This window comes from Mucilaginibacter auburnensis, assembly GCF_002797815.1.
Lineage (GTDB): Bacteria > Bacteroidota > Bacteroidia > Sphingobacteriales > Sphingobacteriaceae > Mucilaginibacter > Mucilaginibacter auburnensis.
The window spans coordinates 950,145-966,330 of record NZ_PGFJ01000001.1 but is presented as its reverse complement, the minus strand read 5'-3'; the positions used below and the strand labels follow the sequence as shown (position 1 = coordinate 966,330).

15 protein-coding genes are annotated in these 16,186 nt (G+C 43.1%); 8 read left to right on the top strand and 7 right to left on the bottom strand.

Annotated features, from left to right (window positions below):
- Window positions 1-32: 32 nt before the first annotated feature.
- On the bottom strand, window positions 33-785 hold the full coding sequence (locus tag CLV57_RS04260; protein WP_100340100.1) for a DUF72 domain-containing protein: 753 nt from the start codon (window positions 783-785) through the stop codon (window positions 33-35).
- Between the two features lie 126 nt (window positions 786-911).
- On the opposite strand from CLV57_RS04260, the gene CLV57_RS04255 reads away from it, so the two are divergent.
- From CLV57_RS04255 to CLV57_RS04235, 6 genes are all read left to right on the top strand, one after another.
- On the top strand, window positions 912-3,320 hold the full coding sequence (locus tag CLV57_RS04255; protein WP_100340099.1) for a PAS domain-containing sensor histidine kinase: 2,409 nt from the start codon (window positions 912-914) through the stop codon (window positions 3,318-3,320).
- 220 nt (window positions 3,321-3,540) lie between these two features.
- A complete protein-coding gene (locus CLV57_RS04250; protein WP_100340098.1) occupies window positions 3,541-4,704 on the top strand; it encodes a zinc-dependent alcohol dehydrogenase in 1,164 nt (387 codons plus the stop codon).
- A gap of 33 nt (window positions 4,705-4,737) precedes the next feature.
- On the top strand, window positions 4,738-5,532 hold the full coding sequence (locus tag CLV57_RS04245) for an SDR family NAD(P)-dependent oxidoreductase (RefSeq protein ID WP_100340097.1): 795 nt from the start codon (window positions 4,738-4,740) through the stop codon (window positions 5,530-5,532).
- Between the two features lie 10 nt (window positions 5,533-5,542).
- Window positions 5,543-6,550, top strand: coding sequence for an SDR family oxidoreductase (locus tag CLV57_RS04240; RefSeq protein ID WP_100340096.1), 1,008 nt, complete (start codon window positions 5,543-5,545; stop codon window positions 6,548-6,550).
- Window positions 6,551-6,614: 64 nt separating this feature from the next.
- Complete coding sequence (locus tag CLV57_RS18485; RefSeq protein ID WP_169927057.1) at window positions 6,615-6,788, top strand: DUF2188 domain-containing protein; 174 nt, start codon at window positions 6,615-6,617, stop codon at window positions 6,786-6,788.
- Window positions 6,788-7,024: a KTSC domain-containing protein gene (locus CLV57_RS04235; protein ID WP_100340095.1), complete on the top strand. Its 237-nt coding sequence runs from the start codon at window positions 6,788-6,790 to the stop codon at window positions 7,022-7,024. The genes CLV57_RS18485 and CLV57_RS04235 overlap by 1 nt, the downstream gene beginning before the upstream one ends.
- A gap of 20 nt (window positions 7,025-7,044) precedes the next feature.
- Here the strand turns inward: CLV57_RS04235 and CLV57_RS04230 are convergent, their stop codons facing one another.
- From CLV57_RS04230 to CLV57_RS04205, 6 genes are all read right to left on the bottom strand, one after another.
- On the bottom strand, window positions 7,045-10,173 hold the full coding sequence (locus CLV57_RS04230; protein WP_100340094.1) for an efflux RND transporter permease subunit: 3,129 nt from the start codon (window positions 10,171-10,173) through the stop codon (window positions 7,045-7,047).
- Entirely contained in the window at window positions 10,173-10,511 is a 339-nt protein-coding gene (locus CLV57_RS04225) for a DUF190 domain-containing protein (protein ID WP_100340093.1), read from the bottom strand. The genes CLV57_RS04230 and CLV57_RS04225 overlap by 1 nt, the downstream gene beginning before the upstream one ends.
- Before the next feature lies 1 nt (window position 10,512).
- Window positions 10,513-11,598, bottom strand: coding sequence for an efflux RND transporter periplasmic adaptor subunit (locus CLV57_RS04220; protein ID WP_211290022.1), 1,086 nt, complete (start codon window positions 11,596-11,598; stop codon window positions 10,513-10,515).
- A complete protein-coding gene (locus CLV57_RS04215) occupies window positions 11,598-12,860 on the bottom strand; it encodes a TolC family protein (RefSeq protein ID WP_100340092.1) in 1,263 nt (420 codons plus the stop codon). Before CLV57_RS04215 ends, CLV57_RS04220 begins: the two co-directional genes overlap by 1 nt.
- A gap of 96 nt (window positions 12,861-12,956) precedes the next feature.
- Window positions 12,957-14,324: a sensor histidine kinase gene (locus tag CLV57_RS04210; RefSeq protein WP_100340091.1), complete on the bottom strand. Its 1,368-nt coding sequence runs from the start codon at window positions 14,322-14,324 to the stop codon at window positions 12,957-12,959.
- Window positions 14,324-15,007, bottom strand: a complete 684-nt coding sequence (locus CLV57_RS04205) for a response regulator transcription factor (protein WP_100340090.1) — start codon at window positions 15,005-15,007, stop codon at window positions 14,324-14,326. Before CLV57_RS04205 ends, CLV57_RS04210 begins: the two co-directional genes overlap by 1 nt.
- Before the next feature lie 159 nt (window positions 15,008-15,166).
- Here CLV57_RS04205 and CLV57_RS04200 point away from each other — a divergent pair, with 159 nt between their 5' ends.
- Both CLV57_RS04200 and CLV57_RS04195 read left to right on the top strand, forming a co-directional pair.
- Complete coding sequence (locus CLV57_RS04200) at window positions 15,167-15,406, top strand: hypothetical protein (protein WP_100340089.1); 240 nt, start codon at window positions 15,167-15,169, stop codon at window positions 15,404-15,406.
- A 131-nt stretch (window positions 15,407-15,537) separates the two neighbouring features.
- Window positions 15,538-16,164 (top strand): CatA-like O-acetyltransferase, encoded by a 627-nt coding sequence (locus CLV57_RS04195; RefSeq protein WP_100340088.1) that lies wholly within the window; start codon window positions 15,538-15,540, stop codon window positions 16,162-16,164.
- The last annotated feature ends 22 nt before the right edge of the window (window positions 16,165-16,186 follow it).

Here is a 16,186-nt window from a genome sequence, read left to right as displayed (position 1 = left end):
ATGGGTCGGACTTGGCATTCAGTCCGACCCATTTAAACTTCTCCCTTAACTATCCTGTTCAACATTTCAAGATTCCGTACAGCATCACCCATAGTGTTGTTAAAATACACATAAACAGTTTTGCCTTCTTCCCGCCACTCATTAACATAGCTGGCGTATTCATATAGTACATCATCGTCATAACTTCCGCGATATTTACCTCCCGGTCCGTGAAAGCGTAGGTAAATCGTTTCACTTATAACATTAAAATCTAAAGGCGTAGCTGATGCCGGAATGTCATGCAACACCACACTGAGGTTGTGTTGTTCTGCAAATTCAAACAGATTGTCTGTATACCAGGAGTTGTGCCTAAACTCTAAAGCTATTTTCCAGGTACAATCTATATCGGTATCAAACAATGTATTTAATAAGTGTTGCAGTTGAGGCATTAAATTAACTTTTGCTGACGGCGGAAACTGTACCAACAAACAACCTTTTTTTGTTCCCGCTGCATCAATGGCTTTCATAAACCGACTAACGTCATCCTCGTTAAATATTAGCCCTTTTTCGTGCGTTATACCGTGCCATAACTTAAAAGTGAATTTAAAATCGTCGGGAACATCGGCAGTCCACTTGGCGATGGTTTTAGCCTGCGGAATTTTGTAAAAAGATGAGTTCACCTCAATGCTGCTAAACAAAGAGGCATAATAGCACAACCTGCTCTTCTCCTTAAATTCGGAAGGGTAATGAGTTTTGTTGGGTACCGGCAGAACCAGTCCGCTTGTTCCTGAGTAATAATTAGTCATAAACGTTTTTCTACTATACAACCGCATGTTGTAACTAAGGTTTTGTTTAAGTAAACGGTTCTCGTTCTAAACAAAACCCTTGTTTTTTAGTTAATTTGATAGCATTTAAACCGAATCAGCCTTGCTATGTTGTTTGCCGACGAAGAAAGCCTCTATACAACCATCTCATCAGCGCCTGTTGGCATTTGTATACTCAATGCAGATACTTTAGTTGCCGAACTGGTAAATGATAAATTTATAGCGGTGGCAGGGAAATCTTCCGAGGCAATTATTGGAAATTTTTATTGGGACATCTTTCCTGAAGCAAGAGGCAGGTACGAAGACGCCATGCAAGGTGTGGTAAAAAACGGGGAACCTTTTCATGCTAATGAAGTAGAGCGTGCCATAGAGAGAAATGGCAGTAAGCAAAAAATTTATATCAATCTGGTTTATTCTCCTATAAAAAATAAAGATGGGCGGGTTATTAAACTTGCCATATGGGCTTTGGAAAAAACAGAAGATGTTATAGAGCGCAAAAAAGAAGAGGCATCTAAACTAAATTTTCAGCAGGAGCGCGACGGTTTAAAAAGTGTGTTCATGCAAGCGTTGGCAGGCATATGCATTTTGCAGGGACCGCAGCTAATTTATGAAATGGTTAACCCCGCCTATCAGGAAATACTGCCGGGCCGTAACTTAGCAGGTCGCTCTATTTTTGAAGCCTTGCCTGAATTGGTAGGAACGCCTGTTCAGACCGCACTACTAAGTGTCTATAAAACCGGAGAAACTTTCAAAATGAATGAAATGCTGATTCCGGTAGCTGAATATGAAGGCGGCCCTACCCGCGAAAGGTATTTTAATTTCAGCTTTCAGGCCCGGCGTGATCACGACGGAAATATTGACGGCATAGTCAATTTTGTTTTTGACGTAACAGAACTGATAAAAGCACAACACAAACTGCGTGAAGCAACCGAACAAGCTGATCGCCAGAAAAGGATCTATGAAACGATAACTGCGGGTACGCCCGACCTTATGTACGTTTGGGACCTGGATTACAAATTTACCTATGTTAACCATGCCTTGTTAAAAATGTGGGGAAAAACATGGGAGCAGGCAATAGGCAGAGGTTTCCGCGATCATGGTTACGAGGAATGGCATGCCACCATGCACGAGCGCGAAACTGATAGAATAGTTGCTACAAAACAGCCTTTACGTGGTGAAGTTGCATTTCCGCACGCCGAATTTGGTAAACGCATTTACGACTATATACTTATACCTGTACTAAATGAGCATGGCGAGGTTGAAGCCATTGCCGGCACCACTCGTGATGTAACCGAACGCAAAATAATGGAGGATGAGTTGGCTAAAAGTTCGGAGGAATTGCAGGCTATTAATGAAGAAATGGTTGCTACTAATGAAGAGCAGGCCGCTTCAAACGAAGAATTACTTGCAGCTAATAACCAGTTGGCACTGGTTAATAAGGAACTTTTAGATGCCCGTAAAAAAATTGAAGAAAGTGAAGTTGCCCTGCGGTTAGCCATTGAAGCCGCAGATTCAGGCACCTATTCCATCAATATAAGAACCATGGAGTTTTACGCTTCGCCGCGTTTAAAAGAACTTTATGGCTTTAAAAGCGACGAAGAGCCGTCTCTACAGGCCTTGATAAATCAGATCAGGGAGGAATACCGGCAAATGGCTAATGACATGGTTGAAGCTGCCATAATAAGGGGCAAACGCTTTGATCTTACCTTCCCGGTTACCGGTTTCCATGATGGCAAACAGCGTTGGCTACGTTCTATAGGCACGTATCAGCAAGCCGGAGAAAATTCGGAAGCATATTTTGCAGGTATAACTAATGATGTTACTGAGCAAAAGGAAGACGAACAACGTAAAAACGATTTCATTGGCATGGTGAGCCATGAGTTGAAAACACCACTCACCTCGCTCACGGCTATTGTTCAGGTGGCCAACACCAAGTTAAAAAATAGTGAAGACCCGTTTTTGGCAGGCGCTATGGGTAAAGCTAATCAGCAGGTGAAAAGAATGGCAACTATGATCAACGGCTTTTTAAATGTATCAAGGCTTGAATCGGCAAAACTTTTAATAGATAAAAAAGAATTTGACCTGCATGACCTTGTAGAAGAAGTTGTAAAAGAGATAGCTTTTACAGCGTCAACCCATACCATAAAATATAATCTGTGCGATCATATTATGATCAATGCAGATGCCGATAAAATAGGTTCAGTGCTTACTAACCTCATCAGCAATGCCATTAAATACTCGCCAAAGGGCAAAGATGTAGAAATTAAATGTGGCATCGAAAATAACAAAGCAGTGGTAAGCGTAACAGATGAAGGTATAGGCTTATCACCCGAAGACCAGGCAAAAGTTTTTGACCGCTATTTCAGGGTGGAGAGTAACAACACCCGTCATATTTCCGGCTTTGGCATTGGTTTGTATCTAAGTGCCGAGATCATTCGCCGCCACGATGGCGAAATTGGGGTGAAGAGCGAAAGCGGGCATGGCTCAACATTCTACTTCAGCCTACCACTGGTTTAACACACCGTTTTTTCATTTTTTTCCCGTTCAATACTTTCTGAACATACGGTCAAGTATTAATACCTGCGCCCGGTGCGCGTTTTACGTGCTTTTCGCCTGTGTATGAATCAAATCTCCTCAAAAAGGTAAATTTTCATTTTTATTAAAAAACAAATCATTTCTGTTTTGTTGAATTACTATAAAGAAAATTTATTAATCTAAAATTATTAAGATACTAACTATGAAAGCAGCCGTATTTCACAAACCAGGCGATATCCGTTATGATACCATGCCCGACCCACGCATTGAACTGGCAACCGATGTAATATTGAAGGTAACATCAACTGCCATTTGCGGATCTGACCTGCACATTCTAAGCGGTGGTGTACCACAGCCCGAACCCATGATAATGGGCCATGAGTTTATGGGCATTGTAGAAGAAGTTGGCGCAGAAGTGAAGAACCTTAAAAAAGGCGACCGTGTAGTTGTACCCTTCCCTATTGCCTGTGGCAGCTGCTTTTTTTGTACCCATGGCGCATCACCAGCATGCGAACATTCCAACTACGAGCATTATGGCCCTAACGGTGATCTGACCGATCAGAAAGGTGCGGCATTATTTGGTTATACCGATCTGTACGGTGGCTACTCAGGCGGACAGGCTGAATATGTGAGAGTGCCCTACGCAGATATTAGTCCGCGGATAGTGCCGGACAATATGAGCGATGAGCAGGTACTTTTTCTTACCGATATATTTCCTACTGGCTGGTCGGCTATTGATTGGGCACAGCTAAAGGGAGGTGAAGTAGTGGCTATTTTTGGTTCGGGCCCGGTTGGTTTAATGGCTCAAAAAGCGGCATGGCTCAATGGAGCAAGCCGTGTAATAGCTATTGATCCATTGGAATACAGATTGGAGAAAGCCAAAGCCGTAAACAAGGTAGATACCTTGAATCCTGATAAAGTTGATGTAGTTGAAGCCATCCGTGCAATGACCAATGGCCGCGGTGCCGACGTTTGTGTGGATGCCGTTGGCTTTGAACCTAAACGCGGGGTTTTCGATAAAATAAAGTCTGCTGTAAACTTTGAAGTGGGCAGCATGAAGGTTCTTGACCTCTGCTTTAAAGCGGTACGCCGTATGGGTACAGTATCAATAGTAGGGGTTTATGGCTCACCTTATGACAACTTCCCATTGCACAGGCTATTTGACAAAGGCATCACACTTAAAATGGGACAGGCACCTGTATTGAATTACATCGATCATTTAATTGATCTGGTAAAAGAGGATAAGGTGGTTTTAGATGATATCATTACGCATAGTTTACCACTTAGCCAGGTAGCCCACGGCTACAAAATATTTGATGAAAAAGAAGAGGACTGTGTAAAAGTGGTGCTCAAACCCGGAGAATAAATCAAATTAAAACTACTAAAACTACTATCTACCATGGAAAATCAAGGAAAAACAGCGCTAATTACCGGTGGAACCAGCGGTATAGGCAAAGAATTAGCAAAGTTATTTGCGCAGGATGGGTATAATCTCATCATTGTTGCACGTAATCAACAGGAATTAGACAGCACATCAGCAGAGCTTAGTGCAATGGGCGTTAAAGTATCTACCATTGCCAAAGACCTTTCAATTATGGACGAGGCCAAAGCTTTATGTACCGAAATAACACAACAAGTTGATGTATTAGTGAACGATGCCGCGCAAGGTTTGTACGGCCTGTTTAAAGACAATGACCTTGAGCGTGAATTGGACATGATTCACCTCAACATTTGCTCTACAGTAATATTAACCAAGCACTTTGTTAACCAGATGCTTACACGCGGCGAAGGTAAAGTGCTTAACCTGGCGTCCATAGCTAGTAAGGTGCCCGGGCCATGGCAAGCAGTTTATCATGGCACTAAGGCTTTTGTATATTCTTTCACCTTAGCTGTACGCGAGGAAATGAAAGACAGTGGCATAACATTCACAGCCTTATTGCCGGGCGCTACGGATACCGATTTCTTTAATAAAGCCGGCATGAACGAAAGCAGGATAGTACAGGACAAAGATTCGCTATCAGACCCTGTTGATGTTGCTAAAGATGGTTACGAAGCCTTAATGGCGGGAGAAGACTACGTAATATCAGGCTTTAAAAATAAAGCGATGATCACCGGAGCCAACCTGATGCCGGATAGTGCAGTGGCCCATATGATGAATGAACAACAAAAACCAGTAGAACAGGATCAACATTAAAAGCAGCACTATGAGCGAAGAAAATAAATTAAGCCGGCGACAAATGGTTGCCGGCTTAGGCACAACGCTGGCCGCCGCGGCTATTGCTCCTGTGCTATCGGCGCAGGCAGGTACAGGCGCAACTGTTAATAACGTAATGCCATTAGACGACCCAACTTCTAAATATCCTAAGCCTCCTTTTCAGGAACAAACCCAGCCCTGGCCGGGTTTGGCCAGCAAAATGAATCCGAGACCGGACCATGGTGAAAAAACTTATAAAGGCTCAGGAAGGTTGGCAGGACGTAAAGCATTAATAACCGGCGGCGACTCAGGAATGGGGAGGGCTGCAGCAATTGCATACGCCCGGGAAGGTGCTGATGTGGCAATAAATTATTACCCTACCGAAGAACCTGATGCGCAGGAAGTGCTGCAATTGATAAAAGCGGCAGGACGTAAAGCGGTTGCTATTCCAGGCGATCTGCGTGATGAAGCGTTCTGTAAACGATTGGTTGACGAGGCAGCCAAGCAATTAGGCGGGCTGGATATAGTTGTGAATAATGCAGCAAGGCAACAAACTCATGAGTCAATAATGGACATTTCGAGTGAGCAGTTTGACTGGACCATGAAAACCAACGTTTACGCCCCTTTCTGGATAATAAAAGCCGCCATGCCTTATTTGCAGCCGGGCTCAACCATTATTGGTACTGCATCAGAGCAAGCTTATGACCCATCTGCTAATTTATATGACTATGCACAAACTAAAGCTACTACGGTAAATTACATTAAATCGTTGGCTAAGCAGTTAGGACCAAAAGGTATCCGCGTTAATGGCGTAGCACCCGGTCCTATCTGGACACCGCTGCAAGTTAGCGGTGGCGCAACCATGGAAAAACTTAAACAATTTGGTGGTGATACGCCAATGGGCAGACCCGGACAGCCAGCTGAATTAGCATCCATTTATGTGCAATTAGCAGCTGCGGATGCCAGCTACGCTAACGGACAAATTTACGGTGCAGCAGGAGGTGGCGGTCAGCCATAAAATGTTAATGTTATACAAGCGCTGTGGTACAGCGTTTGTATAACATATTTAAAAAGGAGGAATTATGCCATGGTATAACGGGGATTACCCGCCATCCTACAAAAATCAGCCTAAAAAGATCAGAGAAAAGGCAACCGAAATAGCCAATGAGATATTGAAAGACAGTGGCGACGAGGGCATAGCTATTGCCACCGGTTTGAAAAAGGCTCGTGAATTTTACAAAAAGGAGAAGCACTGATGCCGTCAGCGGTTATAGCGGCTTATCATTATTATGCGGCTAGTGAAACTTTGGAAATAAGGTATCATTCCGGCAAAGTATATCAATACCTTAATGTACCCGAAAAAGTGTTTAAGCAAATGCGCTCAACCATGGTAAAGGGAATTTGGTTTAACCGGCATATCAAACGGAAGTATCCGTTTAAAGAAATTACTCCGGGCGTAAATCAAAATGATTTGTTTACGCCCGGAGTTTAACTATTCAGCTTCTCCGGCAGCTATCTGTTGTTTTTAGCGCGTTGCTGCACCCAGTAATACAAAGGCGGAATAATGACAGGTGCGAAAAGCAGAGTACAGGTTAAGCCCCCTATAATAACGGTAGCTAATGGCCTTTGAACATCTGAGCCAATTCCGGAAGAAGTTGCAGCAGGCACCAAACCAATAATAGCCACTATTAAAATACTCATCAAAGCACGTAACTGCTCTTTTGATGTATGTAGTACCGTATCTTTCATATCTGCTCCATCAGCCATTCGTTCTTTCTCCCGGTTTAAGGCGGAAACCAGCAATACGCCCGACATGGCTGATATACCGAATATACTCACAAAGCCTACACCTGCAGATACGTTGAAGTAGTAGCCCCGGATCAACAGTGCGAAAATACCACCTGCCAATGCAAACAATATACAGCTCATGGTAATGAACGTGCTCGACATTTTGCGGTAAAGTATAAATAAGAACAGGAACACAATGACAATAGTAAGCGGTATGGTGAACATTAGCTGCTTACCGGCGCGCTCTAAATTTTCATACTGACCACCGTAAATTATGCTGTAGCCTTTAGGTACGCTTATCTGCTTATCAATTTTAGCCTGTAATTCTTTCACAAAGCCCCCCTGATCACGACCGCGAATATTAGTACGCACGGTTATCATGCGTTTGTTGTTATAACGATAGATGTTAGTTTGACCTTCTATGTAGTTGATCTGCGCTAACTGGCTTAATGGAATCAAAGCGCCTGCGGCAGACGGCACCTGTAGGTCCTTTATCTCATCCATGCTGCTCCGGTTCTCCGGCAGGTAGCGCACCACAATATCATAGCGTTTGGTACCATCATATAAAACAGATATGGCTTTACCGGCAATGGCGGCCTCTATCATATTATCAATATCGGCCACGTTGATACCGAAACGGGCCGCTGCTTCCCGGTTAATATTAATAGCAAGCTGCTCCTGCGGACCTTCCTGTTCAATGTTAACGTTGTCAGCCCCCTTGGTACCATTAACAATCTTCGCTATTTTTTCCGCACGTTGACGCATCATTTTCAGGTCGTCACCAACTACAGATATGGCCAGATCGGCGGCACTACCGGTAACAATTTCCATTACCTGGTCAATAATAGGCTGACCGGATGAGAACTGTACAGACGGCAACTGCTCTTGCAGATCGGTTTTAATGCGTTGCAACAGGTCCTTTTTGGAAATAGTATCGCTCCAAAGGCTGTAATCTTTCAAACCAACTAATATCTCATTTCTATTAGCCGGGAACGGATCGGTACCATCATCATTACGGCCGGTTTGAGTAATTACGAAGGCTATTGGCGGATATTTAGCGATGATCTGCCTGATCTTAGGCGCATATGATGCGTTCTCCTGAATAGTGATACCGGCAGGGAAGTTACCTCTTAAAAAGATAGAACCTTCATCCAGGGCCGGCAAAAATTCAGTACCTAATTTAATACCGAACAAAATAATAACGGTGATAAGACCAAAACCAATCAATACGGTACGCTTTGCATGTTTAAGTAAACCCGACAAGTACTTACCGTACACATTCTCCAGCCAATCCAACACCACATTTTTGTGCTGCTTCATGGGCTTGTTAATGTCATCAATATTTTTCCGGTACAGGAAGGATATAATTACAGGAATGAAGGTAAGCGCTGCCAGCATGGAACCAATTACCGCAAACGCAAGGGTTAGCGCCATGGGCGAGAATAACTTACCTTCAACCCTGGTCATTAATAATATAGGTGTATAAGCAAGGATGATGATGGTTACGGAGAAGAATATCTCGCGTCCAACCTCCTGTGCTGCCGCAAGCGTTATACCAACAATACCGGCTTTTCGTTCTTCGGGCGTAACATTCCGATACCTACGTATAAGGTGTTCGGCCATAACGCAGGCCCCGTCTACAATTATGCCAAAGTCTATAGCGCCTAATGATAACAGGTTAGCAGGTATTCCTGTCAACCGCATTAAAATAAAGGCGAATAGTAATGAGAACGGAATGGTAAGCGTGACCACCAGTGCACTACGCACGCTGCCCAAAAACAGCACCAACAGTATAATTACAATTGACACACCCTCCATTAGGGTATGAGCAACCGTCTCTAATGAATGATCGATAAGAAAACTGCGGTCATACAACGTTTTTAACCGAACGCCTTCCGGCAGCGATGTTTCCTGTATCTCGGCCATCTTGTCTTTCACTAGTTTCAACACATCGCTTGGGTTCTCGTAACGCCTTAAAAGAATAATACCTTCTACACCGCTGTTTACATTTACCTTATCAGCGTTTACGGTATAACCTAACACACCACTTGGCGGCGGTGGGGTAATTTCAACAGATGCAACATCGCGGATGAACACCGGCGCGCCACCGTCAGACTTGATAACGATATTTAAAATGTCCTGCTCATTTTTAATGGCACCTAAGCCACGCACGGCAAAGCCTTGCCCACCGCGTGCTATAATACCGCCTCCTGTATTTTGGTTATTGGCATTAACGGCATCAATAATAGTTTGGATATTCAGCCCGTACTTGCGCAAACGTTCAGGTGAAGTAAGGATATGAAATTGCTTTAACGGACCGCCAAACGTGGTGACATCGGCAATACCCGGCACCTGCAAAAGCGCTGGCTTAATTACCCAGTCCTGTAAATCACGCAGCTGCGTTGGGCTGTAGGTTGGCGGTGCCTCTACTACATAACGCAATATCTCGCCTACCGCGGTAGTCATAGGTGCCAGTTCAGGCTCAACTCCCGGCGGCAATTCGGCACCGTTAATACGTTCCATAACCTGCTGACGCGCAAAATAATCGTCAGTACCATCTTTAAAAGTAAGCTGCACTACAGATAGCCCGAAAATAGTACGGCTGCGTCTGTCTAAAACATTGGGCGTATTTTGCAAAGCCCGCTCAATAGGCACGGTTACCTGTTGCTCAACCTCCTCAGCCGCACGGCCGGGGTACTGCGCAACAATTATTACGTTGGTATCGGCAATATCAGGATACGCCTCAATTTTTAACTGCGTAAAACACCAGAAACCCACGCCCATCAGTAACAAACTGGCTGCAATTACCACCCAGCGGTTACGTAGCGAAAAGACAAGAAGATTGCGTATCATTATAAGTAAGAATTGTGGGCGGCGGTATCGTCGTCGTCAATAAAAAGTTCAACCGCGTTGGTTGTGATCAGGCCGCCTTTCCACACTTTTCTAAGTGCTTTAAGAGCTTTTTTGACTTTAGGTTCGGTGTCAATAAAAACCACTATCATAGGGGTTTCGTCAAAGCTAAACAATGCGTTTGGCTTGTTGATGCGTTGATTGATTCCGTAACCAACCGTCCCTTCAAACGCAGTAGCGCCGTTAATTTCCTGCCTGATGAGTAATTGCATAATGAACTCATAGAGCAATTGCGTACCTATGAGCTCATGCTTATCAATAAAAATTTGTGCCTGTAGCATATTAGTAGCCAAAGCTTAAGCCTTTTAACTGCATTACGCCGGCGGTGGCAATAGCATCGCCGTTATGTAAGCCGTTATAAACTATTATCCTGTCGCCGGTTTGCGGACCAACATTTATTTCTCTGCGAGCAAATACAGTTGGCGACTGTTTCACAAACACGTAGTTTTTGCCCTGAACAGTTACCAAAGCATTTTTGCTGATATTAAGCTTATCACCTTCGCTTACACCAAACATCACATTAGCATACATACCTGCTTTAAACTTTTTGCTGTCGTTATCAATGGCTATACGCAGTTTTACCGTTCTGCTTGAAGCGTCAACCATATCTGCGATATCTTCTATCCTACCAGTTACCTTTTGATCAGGATAAGCTGTAAATTGTATGACGCATTGTTGCCCCTCTTTGATCTTGCTGATCTGGCTCTCAGGGATATCGCATATAACATAGGCCGACCCTGCCTTAGCACGACGTAATGACAAAGGATCAAAACCACCGGTTTTTAATCTTGCCTCATTTTCAGCTATTGCGGTTTCTTCATTCAATATCTCATTTTGAGTTGTTGAAGCATCGGTTTGCGCACCTATCAAACCTACTTGCGCATCGGCTACGTCTTTACCTGTACCTACACCGTGCGATTGCAGGTCAGAAAAGCGATCAACTTCGATCTTTTTCTTTTCAATGATATTACGCTTTTGCGACAGCACCGATTTCTTTTGCTGAATGTTCACCAGGTTTTGTAACAGCGATGTGTAAGACGATGCCAGATCCGGATTGTCAAATAATACAATGTTCTGCGCTGCGCCTTCATTTGATGGCACAATAGTAGCCGCCACCTTTGCCGGTGCGCTTATCTCGGCGTTTAACTTATTGCTATCTATTTTTTCTGTAACAAAAAAACTGGTGTACTCACTATCCGGAAATAATATTTTGGCGCCATTATCTTTTACAATCGGCGTGGTTTCCGGCTTTTTTGCTGTTTCGGTAGCCTTGGCTTTGCAACCTGCAATAGCGGCTGCTATACATGCCATTAGTGCTAAATTTTTTACCTGTTGCATATTATATCTTGAAATTAATTTCGTTTTCATTATCTGGCTAATTGATTAATGGTTCCGGTGGCATAAAGCAACTTAATGCTATTTTCTCTATACAGCTCCAGAGATTGGTAATACTGCTGTTCGGTATCCAACCAGTTGCGTTGTGCCTCCAAAAAGTCTATTATGGTGGTGCCCCCGCGTAGGTAGGCATATTTTACATTAGCTAATATCTGCCGTGCCTGATCGCGCAGCTGAACAAACCTTTGCATTTGCTGGCGTTGTAGCTGATAGCTGTTATAGGCAGTCTGCACTTCAGTACTCACACGTTGTTGCAAAGCCTGATAGCTTTGATCGGCCTGCTCTTTCAGCACAAGTGACTTTTGACGTTCGCCTTGATTACGACTAAAAAAAGGCAGCTCAATAGTTGCGAAGATACCCGCATACGGAACACTGTTTTGCGGGTTATAGATAAAGCCCAGTTCGGGAGTTGGCTTTGCTAAGGCACTTTGCAAACGGATATTAGCATCAGCCACGGCGATATTTGAACGTGCTGTAACAAGGTCGCTACGGTTTTGTAAGGCTTGCTCACGTATTGCGGTAAGCAGCGTATCAAAGGTCATAACAAAATTCTCCGTTGTGTCTACGCTTATGTTGTTAGCATCGCCTGTAAGGTATTTAAGGTTACTTACCTCATTAATATAAGTCTGCCTTGCTGTTTGCAACTGCAGTTCGTACTGACTGGCCAACAGTTGCGTACGCATCACCTCGGTTTGCGTAGTAATCTGGTTACGCAGCCTGATAACATTGGCGCTTACCAAAGTATCAATATTAGACTTAGCAGTTGCTATTAAACCCACCTGTTTACCGGCTATCCAAACATCCAGCCATTTTAGCGCTACGTCTCTGAACAGATTGCGTTCAGTTTCATCATATACGCTCTCGGTAAGCTTTACATTAAGTTTAGCGTTCTCGATTTTATATTTCCGTTGACCCGATAGCTGGAAAGGCTTGGTGAGCTGCCACCACACCTGCTGGTTACGATTGCTGTTCCATCCGGTACCGGCGGCGAAAGACGAACTCTGCAACAATTGCAGGGTTTGGTTATTCAATACGGGGTTAGGGCGCAATCCGGCGGTAACAACGTCGGCTTGTACAACGTTAATATCATAGCGGGCCGACTTGAGATCGGGGTTGTTAGACCGTGCGGCTTGTAAAGCTTGCTTTAAATTGTATATCTGCTGCGCATTCAAAGCAAGGGGCAGAAGTAAACAGTATAAAAGCGAATAAATAAATGATCTTCGCAATACTTTCATAGCATTAATAAGGGTTACAAATTTATGCTGCTATTGCGAGTACCCGGTTTACAGGACTGTTAGAATATTATTAGAAAAACATTAGGAACAGGAAAGTTAGAGGTGAGGAAGGGTAACGGTAAACGTAGTCCCCTTATTCGGAATTGAATTTAAGGCTATATTTCCCTTGTGCAACTCAACAATTTTTTGGCACAGCGACAGGCCTATACCGTACCCTTCGGCATATTGGCTGTTGCTGCCGCGATAAAACGGTGTGAAAATGTTTTCTAACTCTTCTTTAGGTATGCCAATTCCTTCGTCAACAAAGTTGATAATAGTTTTTTCTTTTGAGTAGCTTATACCCACTTTACATTGTTTCTTCGACGAAAATTTACAGCCATTTTCCATCAAATTAACAAAAGCGGTAGTAAGCAGATATTCGTTGCCTCTGATGGTGATGTACTGGTCGTCTTCTATCTCCTGATCAAACGAGAGCGGCACCGTAAATGTGTTGTTCTTGTCCATTACCTGCCGGCTGGCATCCAGTAAAATCTCATCTAAACGGAGCTCTTTGAAACTCACCTCACTTTGATCATAGCTGGCCTTAGCCAGATCAAGCATACCATTAATAAGGCGGTTTATTCTTTTTGCATCGGTTAAAGATAAGCCGATCACCTTTTTATAATCTTCAATGCTGCGGTCTTTTGATAGAGCGAGGTCCAATTCGCCTATCATAGCGGCCAGCGGCGTGCGTAGTTCATGCGATATGTTATATACAAACAGCTTTTGAGCGCCAAAAGAATACTCCAAACGCTTTAACATCTTGTTGAAGGTAACAGCCAGTTCGGCCAGTTCATCCTTTCCGTTGCCCTCATCAACTGTTTGATGGAGGTTGGATGCAGTTATGGCATTAACATTATCAACTAATTTGGACACAGGTTGCAGGGCCTTACTTGACAAAAATCTGCCCACTACTGTTATGATGATGATTGACGCTACAAAGGCGAAGAACAGTGTTGAACGCAGCCCGCGCAACATTCTTTCGCCTGTATGGTCTTTGGCAGCGGCGGTAACGATGAATTGTTTACCATCGTTTTGGTAAAGAAAACCTATCTCCTGCAAACTACCCTGGTTAAAACGTATCTCCTTTTTACGTATCACCTCATCTATCATCTGCCGGGTTTCTTTTACTTTGTCAACATTGATATCATCGTGATACAGCAGATTGAAACCCGTATCATAAATAGCCACCTCTTCCGGGAAAAATGCATCCGACGAATTTTTGTAGATAAGCTGCAAAACATCAGCTTTAATGCCCGCCTTAAGCAGCAAATTAGCCTTAATAGCTGACCGTACTTTGAGTTGGCGATAATACTCATCCTGCCGGCTCTTAGCATAAGAAAAATAAACCGCCACCGCGAAAGCCAGCAACAATGCCGATGTCATGACGGCAAAAAGCAGTGTAAGTTTGTTTTTTAAACGCATTAGCTAACTTGCTGTAAAATAAAACCCATGCCCGATTTGGTGTGTATCAATTTGGTAGAAAAATTTTTATCAACCTTATTTCTCAGGTAGTTTATATACACATCAATAAAGTTGGTGCCGGTATCAAATGTAGTTTCCCAAACCTTTTCGGCTATTTCTACGCGCGTTAACACCCTGCCTGTATTTTGCATCATATACTCCAGCAGTTTAAACTCCTTTGGTGTAAGATTGATCTCCACCTGATCCCGAAAAACGCGTTTGGTGTTCAGGTTCATTTCAAGATCTGCCACTCTCAAAATAAAACCTGCGTTAGTTGGTTGACTTGTACTGCGTTTTAACAGTTCACGTATACGTACGTGCAATTCGCGCAGGTCAAATGGTTTTACCATATAGTCGTTAGCACCGGCATCAAAACCTTCTACCTTATCGTCGGTAGTGCCTAATGCGGTTAGCATAATAATAGGTATAGCAGGCAATGCGCTTCGTATTTGCCTGCACAGATCAATCCCATTAATTTTGGGTAAGTTAATATCGGTTATGATCAGATCATACTGATTGTTTAGAACAAGTTTTTTCGCTATTTCGCCATCAAACGCCACGGTTGCTGCATAGCCATATTCTTCCAATCCCCGTTTTATCAGATCGGCTACCCTTACTTCGTCTTCGGCAATGAGTATGTGCATTATTGGCGTTAGTTTGTTAATTAGCAAAGTTAATATTTAGGTGCTAAAAATTGTTGATACGCATTAATGTGTTAATCAGCTTTCAATTATCATGAACAATATGTTATTGAGCTTGTTATTTAAACAGTAACATTAGGATAACACTTAATTTAACATGCCATGAAAAATCCATTCAAGAAAAAAGATAACACAGCTATTATTGCAGCTGTAGCAGTAGCCAGCTTAGCGGCAGGTGCTGTTGCCTATTTGTTTTTAACCGATAACGGAAGCGATCTGCGTTCGGGTTGGAAAAAGAAAATAAAAGATATTGCTAAAGACGCAGCCGTTGATGCCATTAACAAACATACGCGTATACCTAAAAAGATAGCGCGTGCCGCAACTGAACATGTTGCCAACTAATAAAAGATATTTTAACTTACAACAATAACAGCCCTGCAATGCGGGGCTGTTTGCGTTACTATCAACTCAATTTGAATTGGTGTTTTTATTTTCGAGATTTGGCAGCTGAATAAGTTTGAGGATAAATAAGCATGTACAAGGAAATTGACCTGCAAAGCTGGAGCCGCTTTGATACCTATAAACACTTCTCTGCCTTTGAGTTGCCTTTCTTTAACCTGTGTTTTAATATTGATATAAGTCTGCTTTATCAAAAATGCAAGATCAACGGCTATTCAATAAACCAGGCCTTGCACTATTGCTGCCTGCAGGCCGCTAATCAAATTGACGAGTTCAAGTTGCGTATTATAGATGGTAAGGTAATTCAATATGATGTGATACACGCCGGCGCCATTGTTTTACTTCCCGACAATAACATCAGATTTTGCTTATATGAACATACCGTTGATTTTGCCGATTATGTAAATAAAGCGAATGCTGTGCGTGACAAAATTTTAAAAACGCAACAAACCGATCCGCGCAGCCAGGAGCAGGATGTTATTCATTTTTCGGTTGTACCCTGGGTTTCCTTTACCTCTATTTCTCACCCCCGCGGGTCAGGAAAAATAGAGAGTATTCCGAAAATAACGATGGGCAAGTTTTTTAAAAGTGAAGGACGTACTATGCTTCCTATCTCAGTTGAAGTGAATCACAGCTTAATGGATGGCTACCACCTGGGGCTGTTCAATCAGCATTTTGAAAAAGCAATTACAGAATTCTGATCTTTAGCAAAATGCAAAACGC

Coding starts and splice junctions, on each gene's coding strand:
- CLV57_RS04260 (WP_100340100.1), bottom strand. CDS start 785: ATGACTAATTATTACTCAGGAACAAGCGGACTGGTTCTGCCGGTACCC.
- CLV57_RS04255 (WP_100340099.1), top strand. CDS start 912: ATGTTGTTTGCCGACGAAGAAAGCCTCTATACAACCATCTCATCAGCG.
- CLV57_RS04250 (WP_100340098.1), top strand. CDS start 3,541: ATGAAAGCAGCCGTATTTCACAAACCAGGCGATATCCGTTATGATACC.
- CLV57_RS04245 (WP_100340097.1), top strand. CDS start 4,738: ATGGAAAATCAAGGAAAAACAGCGCTAATTACCGGTGGAACCAGCGGT.
- CLV57_RS04240 (WP_100340096.1), top strand. CDS start 5,543: ATGAGCGAAGAAAATAAATTAAGCCGGCGACAAATGGTTGCCGGCTTA.
- CLV57_RS18485 (WP_169927057.1), top strand. CDS start 6,615: ATGCCATGGTATAACGGGGATTACCCGCCATCCTACAAAAATCAGCCT.
- CLV57_RS04235 (WP_100340095.1), top strand. CDS start 6,788: ATGCCGTCAGCGGTTATAGCGGCTTATCATTATTATGCGGCTAGTGAA.
- CLV57_RS04230 (WP_100340094.1), bottom strand. CDS start 10,173: ATGATACGCAATCTTCTTGTCTTTTCGCTACGTAACCGCTGGGTGGTA.
- CLV57_RS04225 (WP_100340093.1), bottom strand. CDS start 10,511: ATGCTACAGGCACAAATTTTTATTGATAAGCATGAGCTCATAGGTACG.
- CLV57_RS04220 (WP_211290022.1), bottom strand. CDS start 11,598: ATGAAAACGAAATTAATTTCAAGATATAATATGCAACAGGTAAAAAAT.
- CLV57_RS04215 (WP_100340092.1), bottom strand. CDS start 12,860: ATGAAAGTATTGCGAAGATCATTTATTTATTCGCTTTTATACTGTTTA.
- CLV57_RS04210 (WP_100340091.1), bottom strand. CDS start 14,324: ATGCGTTTAAAAAACAAACTTACACTGCTTTTTGCCGTCATGACATCG.
- CLV57_RS04205 (WP_100340090.1), bottom strand. CDS start 15,007: ATGCACATACTCATTGCCGAAGACGAAGTAAGGGTAGCCGATCTGATA.
- CLV57_RS04200 (WP_100340089.1), top strand. CDS start 15,167: ATGAAAAATCCATTCAAGAAAAAAGATAACACAGCTATTATTGCAGCT.
- CLV57_RS04195 (WP_100340088.1), top strand. CDS start 15,538: ATGTACAAGGAAATTGACCTGCAAAGCTGGAGCCGCTTTGATACCTAT.